At 45.4% G+C, this 13,138-nt stretch carries 14 protein-coding genes; 8 read left to right on the forward strand and 6 right to left on the reverse strand.

Annotated features, from left to right (window positions below):
* Positions 1-213: 213 nt before the first annotated feature.
* A complete protein-coding gene (locus ACVBIU_RS19320) occupies positions 214-339 on the reverse strand; it encodes a hypothetical protein (RefSeq protein WP_447162354.1) in 126 nt (41 codons plus the stop codon).
* 103 nt (positions 340-442) lie between these two features.
* On the opposite strand from ACVBIU_RS19320, the gene ACVBIU_RS19325 reads away from it, so the two are divergent.
* On the forward strand, positions 443-1,531 hold the full coding sequence (locus ACVBIU_RS19325) for a linear amide C-N hydrolase (RefSeq protein ID WP_447164552.1): 1,089 nt from the start codon (positions 443-445) through the stop codon (positions 1,529-1,531).
* 219 nt (positions 1,532-1,750) lie between these two features.
* Positions 1,751-2,377: a DsbA family protein gene (locus ACVBIU_RS19330; RefSeq protein ID WP_447164553.1), complete on the forward strand. Its 627-nt coding sequence runs from the start codon at positions 1,751-1,753 to the stop codon at positions 2,375-2,377.
* Positions 2,378-2,379: 2 nt separating this feature from the next.
* Here ACVBIU_RS19330 and ACVBIU_RS19335 read toward each other — a convergent pair whose 3' ends face one another.
* The 5 genes from ACVBIU_RS19335 to arfB all read right to left on the reverse strand — a co-directional run bounded on the left by ACVBIU_RS19335 (position 2,380) and on the right by arfB (position 5,051).
* Complete coding sequence (locus ACVBIU_RS19335) at positions 2,380-2,733, reverse strand: hypothetical protein (RefSeq protein WP_447164554.1); 354 nt, start codon at positions 2,731-2,733, stop codon at positions 2,380-2,382.
* Positions 2,734-2,849: 116 nt separating this feature from the next.
* Positions 2,850-3,512: an SDR family NAD(P)-dependent oxidoreductase gene (locus ACVBIU_RS19340; RefSeq protein ID WP_447164555.1), complete on the reverse strand. Its 663-nt coding sequence runs from the start codon at positions 3,510-3,512 to the stop codon at positions 2,850-2,852.
* 41 nt (positions 3,513-3,553) lie between these two features.
* A complete protein-coding gene (accB, locus tag ACVBIU_RS19345) occupies positions 3,554-4,000 on the reverse strand; it encodes an acetyl-CoA carboxylase biotin carboxyl carrier protein (RefSeq protein WP_447164556.1) in 447 nt (148 codons plus the stop codon).
* 14 nt (positions 4,001-4,014) lie between these two features.
* The gene (gene aroQ, locus ACVBIU_RS19350; protein WP_447164557.1) at positions 4,015-4,467 is read right to left on the reverse strand and encodes a type II 3-dehydroquinate dehydratase; all 453 of its coding nucleotides are present in this window, start codon (positions 4,465-4,467) and stop codon (positions 4,015-4,017) included.
* A 161-nt stretch (positions 4,468-4,628) separates the two neighbouring features.
* Positions 4,629-5,051 carry an alternative ribosome rescue aminoacyl-tRNA hydrolase ArfB gene (gene arfB, locus ACVBIU_RS19355; protein WP_447162361.1) on the reverse strand — a complete coding sequence of 141 codons (423 nt, stop codon included), beginning with the start codon at positions 5,049-5,051 and terminating at the stop codon, positions 4,629-4,631.
* Between the two features lie 180 nt (positions 5,052-5,231).
* Between arfB and ACVBIU_RS19360 the strand changes: the two genes are divergently transcribed.
* The 6 genes from ACVBIU_RS19360 to ACVBIU_RS19385 all read left to right on the forward strand — a co-directional run bounded on the left by ACVBIU_RS19360 (position 5,232) and on the right by ACVBIU_RS19385 (position 12,668).
* On the forward strand, positions 5,232-5,597 hold the full coding sequence (locus ACVBIU_RS19360) for an STAS/SEC14 domain-containing protein (RefSeq protein WP_447162362.1): 366 nt from the start codon (positions 5,232-5,234) through the stop codon (positions 5,595-5,597).
* 54 nt (positions 5,598-5,651) lie between these two features.
* Entirely contained in the window at positions 5,652-5,828 is a 177-nt protein-coding gene (locus tag ACVBIU_RS19365; protein ID WP_447162363.1) for a DUF3012 domain-containing protein, read from the forward strand.
* A 189-nt stretch (positions 5,829-6,017) separates the two neighbouring features.
* Positions 6,018-6,419, forward strand: a complete 402-nt coding sequence (locus ACVBIU_RS19370; RefSeq protein ID WP_447162382.1) for a hypothetical protein — start codon at positions 6,018-6,020, stop codon at positions 6,417-6,419.
* 292 nt (positions 6,420-6,711) lie between these two features.
* A complete protein-coding gene (locus ACVBIU_RS19375) occupies positions 6,712-8,034 on the forward strand; it encodes a TolC family protein (RefSeq protein WP_447164558.1) in 1,323 nt (440 codons plus the stop codon).
* Between the two features lie 11 nt (positions 8,035-8,045).
* Positions 8,046-9,431: an efflux RND transporter periplasmic adaptor subunit gene (locus tag ACVBIU_RS19380; RefSeq protein WP_447164559.1), complete on the forward strand. Its 1,386-nt coding sequence runs from the start codon at positions 8,046-8,048 to the stop codon at positions 9,429-9,431.
* A 12-nt stretch (positions 9,432-9,443) separates the two neighbouring features.
* Positions 9,444-12,668 carry an efflux RND transporter permease subunit gene (locus ACVBIU_RS19385; protein WP_447164560.1) on the forward strand — a complete coding sequence of 1,075 codons (3,225 nt, stop codon included), beginning with the start codon at positions 9,444-9,446 and terminating at the stop codon, positions 12,666-12,668.
* Positions 12,669-13,138: the final 470 nt, after the last annotated feature.

Consider the following 13,138-nt stretch of genomic DNA (forward strand, 5'->3'; position numbering starts at 1 on the left):
GAAGTGAAACGCAATATCGCCGATGGTAGTGTGGGGTCTCCCCATGTGAGAGTAGGTCATTTCCAGGCGCCAAATTATTCTCGAAAGAGAAGCGATAAAGCCCGTTGCTAATGCAACGGGCTTTTTTCGTATATGCGAACGCTGAAAAGAGCCACTCCTTACGTCGCACCGTCGCTGTGCTTAGCCAGAATAGAGCTATCCGTTTTAGGAGGCTTATCCACTTAAGCTGGCAACGATGCCACTCTTGATGATAAAGAGTCGCCAGCGGTCGATAAATACTGCTTCAATATCGACACTCCTTACGTCGTCTGTCGCAGAGCTCTCGCTAAGCAATGACATCTTTATTCAAATTGGTAGAAGTGCTTTGTAATTTTACCTTTCAGGTGTAGGTTTAATGGAGCGGTTTATCCAGTCATACATTTCTAAGATTAAGAATAAATTCATGAAGAAAACACTACTTGCTTTAGTACTCGCCTCCATTGTTAGTCATGGTGCGAGTGCTTGTACCGGAATAACGTTATCGACTAGCAGTAATGATCAAATTCAGGCTCGTACTATCGAGTGGGGTCATAATGACCTTAATAGTAAACTCATTATCTCACCTCGAGATTATCAATATACGGCGATTATGCCCGATCAGAAAAAAGGCTTAACCTGGAACAGTAACTATGGTTTTGTGGGGATTTCAGTCAGTGATGATCGCTTTATTGCTGAAGGCATTAATGAGAAAGGTTTAAGTGCAGGGCTCTTTTATTTCCGCAATTACGGCTCGCTTTCCAAGTATGACCCAAAGCAAACTGACAATAACATTACGGATATGGATTTTGTACGCTGGATGTTGACTCGATTTGAGACTGTCGCTGAGGTTGAAGCTGCATTAGATAAAATTAAGATTGTCACAGTCTACTTTGACCAGCAGGGTAATCCTTCACCGACTGCGCATTGGCGGGTATCAGATAAGCAGGGCAATAGCATAGTGATTGAAATAATGGATCACGGCAAAATAAATATTCATAAAAATACGGCTAAGGTGCTAACTAACTCGCCAGATTATAATTGGCAAGTGACCAACCTTAATAATTATATCAATCTTCATCCTGGGATAAGTCCACCACAGAAAATTAATGGTGTAGAGGCGCAATCCTTTGGTGTTGGTTCTAACTTTGTGGGCCTTCCGGGTGATATCTCACCGCCATCTCGATTCGTTCGTGCAGCGTTTTACGTCAATAGCAGTCCTGTGTTGAATAACGCTCAGCAGGCGGTGTCACAAGCTTTTCACATTTTGAATAACTTCGATATCCCAATTGGTAGTGAATTTAATGATAAATCCCACATTACTGATCTGCCGAGTGCGACTCAATGGACCTCGGTAATTGATCAGAGCAATGGTTTATTATTTTATAAAACCATGAATGACAGTGCGATAAAACGAGTTGATCTTAAGCAGCTTGATTTTAATGTTAAACAGGAACGCAAACAGCAGCTAGACAGTGGCCAATTTAGCTACCAAGAGGTGAGCGTTAACAACTAACCGCGAATAATGCTGATATCGGGTTTGAGCTTAGATACGGGTAAAAGCTGTTTAAATATAATAACCGACATAGAAAATCGATTAGGTTTTCATGCTTTATTTTATCGATTACTTCGAATGATATGTTGAAAAATATAGATTGAATGGTCTTAATTACTAGACATATTTATCTGGCTAGGTAGTCTAGGAGTCCTCAAACGGACGGAGGTACAATCATCCATGAACTTGGCAATTCTTTATTATGTTTATGATCCTATGTGTAGCTGGTGCTGGGGTTATAGGCAGACTTGGTTAGGACTGCAATCTAAGTTGCAAGTAGACTTTCCTGAACTCAATATTGAATATAGATTGGGCGGCCTAGCACCAGATAGTGATGAGCCTATGCCTGAAGAGATGCAGCAGTTTTTGGTGCAAACCTGGAGCAAAATTGCTTTGCAATTGGGCACAGCGTTTAATTTTGATTTTTGGCAGCAATGTAAGCCACGTCGTTCGACTTATCCGGCTTGCCGCGCAGCTTTACTGGCTCGAGAATCTGGCCTTGAAAAAGAGATGTTGCTCGCTATTCAACAGGCATATTATTTAGAGGCAAAGAACCCATCTGATGATGCCACTTTAGTTGAACTGGCGAACAAACTTGGGCTTGATAGTACGCAGTTTGCGATAGCGTTGAACAGTGATGAAACCAGGGCGATGTTAGAGGGGGAGTTAAACCGTACAAGGCACTTACCTATTCAAGGTTTCCCATCATTAGTTTTGTTAGTCAATGGCGAGTTATATTCGATTGAAATTGATTATCAAAATAACCAAAGCAGTTACCAGCAGATTGCTGCATTACTTGGCGAATAAACCTATTCAGCACAGCTAACTTGGTCGTCGCTGTCTATGGTCAACTCTAGGACTTTCATATATTGGTCGTGAGTAACGTAACCGCAGCGGCCATTAATGTGCTCCCCAGATGATAGTCGAATGCTGTATGCGTAGTCTCCGTCAGCTTGATCGGTATTGTAATGAATACGCATTGTTTGCGTAGGGGCAATATTATCAAATACTAAGTTATTGCTCGGCAGACTGACTTCGACTCGAGTTAAAATTTGTCCAGACTGATTAATGACCTTAACACTCGGCATAATAAATAGGTAAGTGTGATAGCCGATAAATAAACATATTGTTGAGAAAACCAGAAACAGTAAACCCGTTCGCATCCACTTTCCTTATCCTGACTCTAGGTCAAATTATTTATTCTTAGGTTCGCTAAGTATATAAAAGGTTTGAGTTATTTCATTTAATTTAGCGGCTAATAATCACCGCTCAATTAGGTTTAACCGCGAGCGATGGTTAAATCCGAAATATAACCGTGTTCGGTGCTCTGTAAAGCGTGTTTTAGCATGCCTGCAGCTTCATCAGCACTCATAAAGTCGCTGGTATTGGCTTGTTTACCACTGGTAGGCCAAAAATCGGTGGCCATGCCCCCAGGGTAGACAGCAATTAATTTCATTGGACTATTCTTTAGCTCTAAACGTACCGACTCGACCAAGCCTCTGACAGCCCATTTTGCTGCGCAGTAGGTAGACTCTTCGGCTTTAGCGACTAACGCAGCGGTCGACATGACGATGACCACCGTCACAGCTTGGTCTTTATAGCGCTTAACAGCTTCACGTAGTAAGAAAGCTGCTGAGGTAACGTTGTTATTAAGCAGTGTTTGAATAGCCTCAGATGATTGTGTTTCGATGGGGCCAAAATAGCCACTGCCTGCACTATGGATGATCATTGAAGGTGTTTGCGGCAGAGAATCAAACAAGGCCTCAACAGCATTAGCGTTGCATAAATCGGTAGTTTGAGTCAGGCAAGGCTGATTAATAACGGCTGAAATGTGCTGTAAACGTTCGCTATTGCGGCCTGTGATACAAATTGGGCTTTCATCGCCGTATAGTTTGGCGAGCGCTGCGCCTAGTCCGCTACTTGCACCGGTAATGAGTATCATAGGGTTCCTTGTTAAATACTTAAGCTTTTGTATATATGCGTTTATTCTATCTCTAGAATGACTTGCTCAAAGTCGATATATTGACCATCATCCACCAAAATGGCACTAATGATGCCCGCTTTATCGGCTGTAATATGGTTGCTCATCGTCATGGCTTCGATGGTGCACACGACCTCACCAAGCTTAACGTTTTGGCCGACAGTGCACAGCGGTGTGTGGCTATTTTTATCCGTGAGGTGAACCGTGCCAACCATAGGCGATAGCAGCTGATGTGTGTTGCTATCATCTGCACTGTTTGAGCTCACTGGGCGTGGTATTGCTGGGGCGACACTACTCGCTGGAGCGAGATATGCGTGTGTATTTGACTGCATCGGTACAGGGCTGTGGCGACAAATGCGCACCGACTCTTCACCTTCTTTAATTTCAAGTTCTGCAATATCAGACTCTTGCACTAACTCGATCAGTTTTTTGATTTTACGAATATCCATTAACTAGGTTGACCTTAATGTTTTTCAGTGGCAGTTAAGCGAGCTATAGCGGCTTGCAGTGCAAATTGATATCCCTGAGCGCCTAAGCCACAGATCACACCAATGGCTTTATCGGAAAAGTAAGAGTGGTGACGGAATGGCTCACGGCTGTGCACATTTGATAAATGAACTTCAATAAATGGAATGGCGACTCCAAGCAATGCATCTCTAAGCGCTACACTGGTGTGAGTAAAGGCGGCGGGGTTGATAATCACTATATCGGCATCGCTATTGTGAATAGCTTCAATCAGTAAGTGTTCGGCGTTTGATTGAATATGCTCTAATTGCACTCCGGCTTGAGTTGCACTCTGCTTGAGATCATCGACAATTTGATCCAGTGTATGATGACCATAGTGGCCAGGTTCACGGCGTCCGAGTAAATTTAAATTAGGACCATTAACTAATAAGATTTTTGCTTGGCTGCTCATGACAATTCCCTTGGAATACATTGTTGTGAACGCAGATTAATATGCGCTTATAGCGTTGATTTCAACAAAAAAACTGCTGCTTGTCGAACATTGTAGCTACATAGCCAAACTTTGTGAGTATTTCTCATCTCGACTCACCTCTTTCTACTTTGGCTTAAGGGCTAAAAGTTAGATTTATTTTGTCTGAGGGCTTTCGTCGCCCCTTTCTGTTTTTTTGTATCGACTCGGCGACGTTGGCTACCTTTAGTCGGTTTGGTCGCGATACGTTTTTTCTGCACAGCATTAACGCTGGCCACTAAAACAATAAACTGCTCAAGTGCGGTTTGGCGATTAAAATCCTGACTGCGGCTTTGCTGGCATTTAATGATGATTTTACCGCTTTTGGTAATGCGGTGATCCGCCTTAGCGAGTAAACGTTGCTGGTAATACTCAGGCAAAGAGGAACTTTTGATATCAAAAATAAGTTGTGCAGCCGTAGACACTTTATTGAGGTGCTGGCCTCCTGCGCCACTGGAGCGGATGAATTGCCACTCGAGTTCGCTGTCTTGAATCGATACTGAATTTGATATTTTTATTGTTGCCAAAGCAGTACGCCTATTTTGATGGTTTACCTGACGCGGAACTAGGCGTAGGCTCTTAAATTTCCTTTGCTCAATATTAACAGACTTTTAGCCGAAATAAGGGATGGTCTACTTTTCCTTCGCGGCGAGTTTGCTATTATCAAGCAATCATTACGTCATTATTGAGAATTACGGAGCCGATGTATGCTGTGTAAGATCCCTGATATTGCTAAGGGTGTGATCAGTTTATTTGCCAGTGGTCGCTTATCGACCCAGGATTACGGTCAGATCATGCAACCATTGATTGAGCGTTATCGCGACACAAGCGGTAAGATCTGTATCTATGTAGAAGCCGATGTTTTACTCGAGGGCTGGCAGCAGCAATCGTTAACAGGAAGCGGCGAAGTTCAGTTGCCAAATTTCGATGCCTTAGTGCTTGTCGGTGGTCCTGACTGGTTTGGTAATGCAGTGCGGCTCATGGGGCCATTTATGCAAGGTGAAGTGGCCTGGTATCCATTAGAACAAAAAGAGTTGGCTACACAATGGATCGCTGCTCGTACGGGCAATTAATCTTGGTATAATCGGGCAACATTCATTGCCGTATTTAAATAGAAGGATTTACAGATGTCTTTAACTAAACTGTCAGGGCTGTCATTGGTTTGTGCACTGGTATTTGGGCTGAGCGCTTGTGCGCCAGAAGTTGGCAGCGAAGCTTGGTGTAAACAGATGAAAGAAAAGCCATCTGGAGACTGGACGGCTAACGAAGCGGCCGATTACGCTAAACACTGTGTATTTAAATAAATATCAACAGTTTAACCGACTCGCATTGAAAATGAGAGCAAGTTCACTAAGCGCTAGATAATATCTTGTTTACAGTGAACTTTAGTCTATTATGCGAGTCTTAATCGCTACAATACGTTTTTTGTTAGCTTTATAAACCGAATCAATAGGTGAAGTTTGCGTCTATTTAGTCCCCAGTCTCTTTATAAAATGGCAGCTGTGCTGATCGCCGTTGTCCTCCTGCAATTTGCAGGCGGCAATCTTGGCGCGCACCAGTTACATTTAGGGGATCACGAGGAAGAAAGCGCGCCACACCCACATCTCGAATTTATTGCAGATGTTATAACCTCTGCTCAATGTGTAGACTGTACCTGCCCAATTGAACAGCAAGTCGTTAATGTCGATGACACCGCACATAGTCATACAATCAATAAAACCGAATCGAAAAGTTTTGAGTTGTGCCTCGATTGCCCTTGTCACGGCGGTCACGTGACGGCAATGTCATTTGTCTCTATCGTGCCATCAGTACCTGTGAGCGATGAGCTAAATAGTATTAACGAGCAATACCTTCCCCCAGAGCAACTCCCGGATTACCGCCCCCCAATCGTTTAACCCTATAGGGGTTGAAATCGGCTAGGTGATTTTCACCTTCAGCGCTACATACGCTAAGCGCCAACTTCAGCTTCGCTAAATCTTTATTACATTACTGTGTGGATCTTGCTATATCTCGCTTATTGACTCGATATTATTTGTGTCATCTGTGGGGTAAATCATGGGATCCATACTGACTCATATCGATTTACATCCGAGCGCATATTCATGCCATTGACACGACTGCAGCCTACATAGGCTAGGTGTTTTTTATCGCATAGAAGTGATGGCGTTCGGGTTGATAGGATCCACGATGAAAAAAACGATAATTGCCAGCCTGATACTCGGCCTTTTGGCAGGTTCAGTGACTAGGCTGCAAGCTGCGGACACTGAGCCTCAATTGCCCGAGTCTATGGCTCAAGCGCAAATTGGCGCCTCTACAAATAACATGGGGCAGTTTAACCATTGGCTTCCTGAGGTTATGCAACGCTTCAATAGTTTGCCAGAAGTGCAGGCTCAAGCTGCGCGCCGCCAACAGGCACAGTTAAACATGGCTGCGTCAGACAAGGCGGTTTATAACCCCGAGCTTGGTTTGGGTTACCAAAATGCCACCGATGACACTTATAGCCTAGATATCAGTCAGACTATCGATTGGGGCGATAAGCGTGGTGTTGCTACCCGTATAGCACAGCTTGAAAGCGAAATTTTACTGTCTACTATCACGCTAGAACGCAATCAGATGCTAGCCGAAAGATTGCAAGCGTTAGCTAATCAAAACCAGGCGCGTAAGGTGCTAGAGTTTCAAAAGCAGCAGTTCAATCGCGCCAAAGAGCAACTCGAAATTGCGCGTCAGCGCACCGAGGTGGGTGATATGTCGAGTGTTGAGTTGCAGTTAATGCAACTCGACGTTGCTAACAGCGCCGCTGATTACGCCTTGGGCGAGCAAGCATCAATTGCAGCAGATGGAGCCGTATTGGCATTGTTTGGTGAATTTGAACTGCCGTTTGAAGATTTTATTAATGCATTAACGCTACAAGCAAGTCGTTTAGAGGTATCACCAGAGCTGCCAGCACTTAAGAGTGCTTATCAACAAGTACTGGTTGCCAAAGTCGCAGTAGAACAAGCAAAGGCTGATGGTAGCGCCGATCCGAGTATTAGCCTTAGCGCAGAGCGTGAAGGTGACGAGAATAAGTTCGGTGTAGGCGTGTCGATCCCTCTACAGATTAGAAATAACTATAGCGAAGCTATTGCTGTTGCTAATCAAGGTATTGTGATTGCAGAGCAAGCCTACCTTGCCGAAGAACGTGTGTTGTTACAGCAACAAAAGCAGTTTTCATTAAGCCTTCCTCGACTCACTGAGCGCTATAAAGATTGGAGTGATTTAGTCCTTACATCAGGTACTAAAGCGGCCAAATCATTGTCACAACAGTGGCAGGCTGGCGACATCAATACTAGCGATTACCTACAAAGCCAAAGACAGATGAGCAGCAGCTATATAGCGGGTCTAACGCTCGAATCAGCCCTGTATGAAAACTGGTTGAACTGGATGGGTGTAAGTGGGCAATTGGAAGGCTACCTCAATAGTCAGCTATCAACTCAAGGTGCCAATGTGGCAGCTCTTGAGCAAAGAAAATAAAGGCTTAGATGATGAAAACGACAAATAATTCAACAGTACAACAAGTGATGCTTAACAATATGAACAGCACTGTAAAATCGAGCGTATTCGGACTAAATGCAATTACTCGTGCAATGAGCTTTGGCTTTTTGATATCACTAACCACGGCGTTTTTATTGCCTACGATTGCAACCGCTGGCGATGACCATGATCACGGTGCTGAAGAGATCATTTTGATGAAAGTACAAGATGATGCTCACGAGCATAACGCCGAAGAAGCCAACGCCCATGGTGACAGCCACGATCACGACGCTGATCAAGCAAATGCACTGGATGACGGTCATGATCACGATGCAGAACAAGAGAACGCACAAGGTGATGGTCATGGTCACGATGCAGAAGAAGCTGAAGCAGAGGCTCATGGTATTAAATTGACCGCTGAGCAAAAGGCATTGGCGGGTATCGAAGTCGCTCAGTTGAGTGAGCAAACTTTTAGTCTAGAAGCTGTCGCTACAGCCACCTTGGTCGTGGATAGAGACAGAACCGTCACTATTGCTCCTCAGGTAGATGTTCGCATATTAAAAAGAAGCGTTGTTCCAGGGCAAGAAGTTAACAAGGGAGATGTACTGCTAACGCTAGGCGGCGTCGCCGTGGCTCAAGCGCAAGCTGACTATATTAATGCCGCAGCAGAGTGGAGCCGAGTGAAGCGCATGAGCGCTAGCGCTGTCAGCGCGAGTCGTCGCCTGCAAGCTCAAGTGGATGCCGAGCTTAAGCGTGCCACGTTAGAAGCGATGAAGATGACGCCAGCGCAGATTAAAGCCTTAGCTAATGCACCAGAAACCATAGGTAGTTATCAGTTGATTGCGCCGATTACTGGTCGTGTTCAGCAAGATATCGCCATGTTAGGCCAAATTATACCGGCAGGTACGGCGCTAATGCAGTTAACGGATGAGTCACACCTTTGGGTAGAAGCTGAGTTGACGCCAGTGCAAGCTGAAAATGTCAGTATTGGTAGCAAAACAGTGGTCAAAGTTGGCGACAAGAGCATGGAAGGCACCATCATTGGTCGTTCACATGAGCTTGATAGCGTCACTCGTACTGAGCAGATCTTAGTGGCCTTTGAAAATGCAGGCCATGTGTTACATGCAGGTCAATTTGCTGAACTGTACCTTCCTGATGCTTCAGAAGGTGGGGTTATTTTACCTGATTCGGCGCTAACACGTAGTAGCGACGGTCACTGGCAGGTGTTCATCGAAGGCGCTGATGGTTTTGAAGCGATAGAGATTGAAGTGGTTGAGCGTCAGCGCGGCATGAACTTGGTGCGCGGTTTGGCGAAAGATGCTCAGGTTGTTGTGTCAGGTGCGTTTCTACTCGCCTCTGAGCAAGCTAAATCTGGTTTCGATATCCACAATCATTAAGAGGCTGCAGCTATGTTACAGAAACTCATAGACGTTGCCGTTCGCAACCGTCTGATGGTAGTGCTTGCGCTAATAGGCTTAGTTATTGCCAGTATCGCTATGCTACCAAAACTCAATTTAGATGCCTTTCCTGACGTAACCAACGTTCAGGTAACGGTTAATACTGCTGCCGAAGGCTTAGCGGCGGAAGAGGTTGAAAAGTTAATCAGTTACCCTGTTGAGTCGGCGATGTATGCCTTGCCTGCGGTGACTGAGGTTCGCTCACTTTCACGTACGGGTTTGTCGATTGTGACTGTGGTATTTGCTGAAGGCACTGATATTTATTTTGCGCGTCAGCAAGTCTTTGAGCAGTTACAAGCGGCACGCGAAATGATCCCCGACGGAGTTGGCGTACCTGAAATTGGCCCAAATACGTCAGGTCTTGGACAGATCTATCAGTACATCTTGCGTGCCACACCTGAGTCAGGAGTGAATGCTGCTGAACTGCGTAGTATCAACGACTACATGGTGAAACTTATCATGATGCCTGTGGGCGGCGTGACTGAAGTATTATCGTTTGGTGGTGAGGTACGTCAGTACCAAGTGCAAATAGAGCCAAACAAGCTATTGAGCTACGGCTTATCTATGGCGCAGGTCACTAGCGCGTTAGAGAGCAATAACCGCAACGCGGGTGGCTGGTTTATGGATCAGGGCCAGGAGCAATTAGTTGTACGTGGTTATGGTTTATTGCCTGCGGGCGATGCGGGTCTAAAAGCGATTGCACAAATCCCACTGACCGAAGTTGCCGGTACCCCTGTACGTGTGGGTGATATTGCTAAGGTCGATTACGGCAGTGAAATCCGCGTTGGTGCGGTGACAATGACGCGCCGTGACGAAGCGGGAAATACTCAAAATCTGGGTGAAGTGGTTGCAGGTGTTGTACTTAAACGTATGGGTGCGAACACCAAAGAAACGATCGACGATATTAGCGATCGCACTGCAATGATTGAGCAGGCGCTACCTGATGGTGTGTCGTTTGAAGTCTTCTATGATCAAGCAGACCTTGTTAATCAAGCCGTTACTACGGTACGTGACGCGCTATTCATGGCGTTTATCTTTATCGTGGTGATCTTGGCGCTGTTCTTAGTCAACATCCGCGCGACCATGTTGGTACTACTGTCTATTCCTGTTTCTATCGGTCTTGCACTGTTAGTGATGTCTTACTTTGGTATGTCAGCAAACTTGATGTCATTGGGTGGCTTAGCGGTTGCCATTGGTATGCTGGTGGATGGCTCGGTGGTGATGGTAGAGAATATCTTCAAGCATCTCACTCAACCCGATAAACGCCACTTACTAAACGCTCAAAAGCGCGCTTCTGGTGAGGTAGATCCTTACCATAGCGATGAAAATGGCACTAAAAATAGCGTTCATGATGAATCTAGCGGTGGTATCGCTATGCGCGTCATGCTGGCGGCTAAAGAGGTATGTAGCCCAATTTTCTTCGCGACCGCGATCATCATCGTGGTGTTTGCACCCTTGTTTGCCCTTGAAGGTGTTGAGGGTAAGTTATTCCAGCCGATGGCGGTGAGTATTATTCTTGCGATGATCTCGGCATTGTTAGTTGCCTTGATTGCGGTACCTGCGCTTGCGGTATATCTATTTAAACGCGGCGTTGTGCTACGAGAAAGTGCGGTGCTTAAGCCGATTGAGTCCGTTTACCGTAAACTATTAAGCATAACCATGGCACACCCTAAAGTGTTGGTGATTGCATCTGCTGTCATGTTTGCCATGAGCATGATGTTATTGCCAAGGTTAGGGACAGAGTTTGTACCTGAACTTGAAGAGGGCACCATTAACCTGCGTGTCACCCTTGCTCCTACGGCAAGTCTTAGCACATCACTGGATGTTGCCCCAAAGCTTGAGGCGATTCTGCTTGAATTCCCTGAAGTGGATTACGCCCTAAGCCGTATTGGTGCTGCTGAGTTAGGTGGCGACCCTGAACCTGTTAACAACATCGAGATTTATATCGGATTGAAACCGGTTGATGAATGGGTAAGCGCGGAAAATCGCTTTGAACTGCAACGTAAGATGGAAGAAAAACTTAACGTCTATCCAGGGTTACTGTTTACCTTCTCCCAGCCCATTGCGACTCGCGTCGATGAACTGTTGTCAGGTGTTAAAGCCCAGCTAGCGATTAAGATTTTTGGACCCGACTTAGATGTATTATCTGAGCGCGGCCAAGTGCTGACCGATTTAGTCTCACAGATCCCAGGTGCGGTAGACGTATCACTGGAGCAGGTCAGTGGTGAGGCGCAATTAGTTGTTCGCCCTAAGCGTGATCAACTGGCTCGCTATGGCATTAGTGTTGATGAAATCATGGCGCTGGTTAGCCAGGGTATTGGTGGCGGGAGTGCAGGCCAAGTTATCGATGGTAATGCGCGTTACGATATTTACGTGCGTTTAGATGAGCAATATCGTAGCTCTCCAGATGTGTTAGAAAACTTGCTATTGACGGGCGTCAGCGGTGCTACGGTTCGTCTTGGTGAAGTCGCCGATGTTGTGATTGAGATGGCACCACCTAACATTCGTCGTGATGATGTTCAGCGCCGCGTTGTGGTGCAGGCTAACGTTTCTGATCGTGACATGGGCTCAGTGGTCAATGATATTTACGCCATCGTGCCTCAGGCTGAACTTCCACCGGGTTACACAGTAGTTGTGGGCGGTCAGTATGAGAACCAGCAGCGTGCTCAGCAAAAGTTAATGTTGGTCGTACCTATCTCTATCGGTTTGATTGCACTGCTACTGTATTTCTCTTTTGGCTCAGTAAAGCAAGTTGGCTTGATTATGGCCAACGTACCGCTGGCCTTAATTGGTGGTGTGGTTGCACTGTTTGTCAGCGGCACTTATCTGTCGGTGCCTAGCTCTATTGGTTTTATCACCTTGTTTGGGGTGGCGGTGCTAAACGGAGTGGTATTGGTCGACTCTATTAATCAACGTCGAGCCAGCGTTAAAGAAGAGACCGACGAGACGCTCTATGATGCGGTTTATGAAGGCACGGTAGGGCGTTTACGCCCAGTACTGATGACGGCACTAACCTCAGCATTAGGCCTTATTCCAATCCTGATTTCGTCAGGAGTAGGAAGTGAGATCCAGCAGCCGCTAGCCGTGGTGATTATCGGTGGTCTCTTTAGTTCGACAGCGCTGACCTTATTAGTATTACCGACGCTTTACCGTTGGTTATATCAAGGGCGCAAGTAATACCTTTGAATATCTGGTGCTCATTGCAGCACCGATATTCAAGCAAGTTTAATCTTTTGAACCTCCATTATGGATAATGGAGAAGGCTTGAGAAATAACGCTGACGCATTAGTCTGCCATCAGTGTTATCTCTTGCTTTTTAGCTACGGTTTGCAAGTTGTTAATACAGCGCTTTAGTTATTAAGGGGCGAGTCATATGAAATGTTTTTATTCCATAATGATGCTTGCGGTTATGCCTAACCACCTTAATGAATAAAGTGCCAGCATGGCTGGCATATTTAGTACGCGGAGCGGGATCGCTCCGCATTTTCTAGGCTGTTTATGCTTATGTGGATGATTGTATTGATTTCATGTGTAGACTGATTCTAATAGCATATACACGATGTTAAGTGATAGGCGGTATCATGGCTGATACTCTTTTTAAATTGCAGAGACTTATATGTGAACAGCAAAAGAGAGGCTTGGCAAAT

The sequence above is a fragment of the Shewanella sp. 30m-14 genome (genome assembly GCF_052977125.1).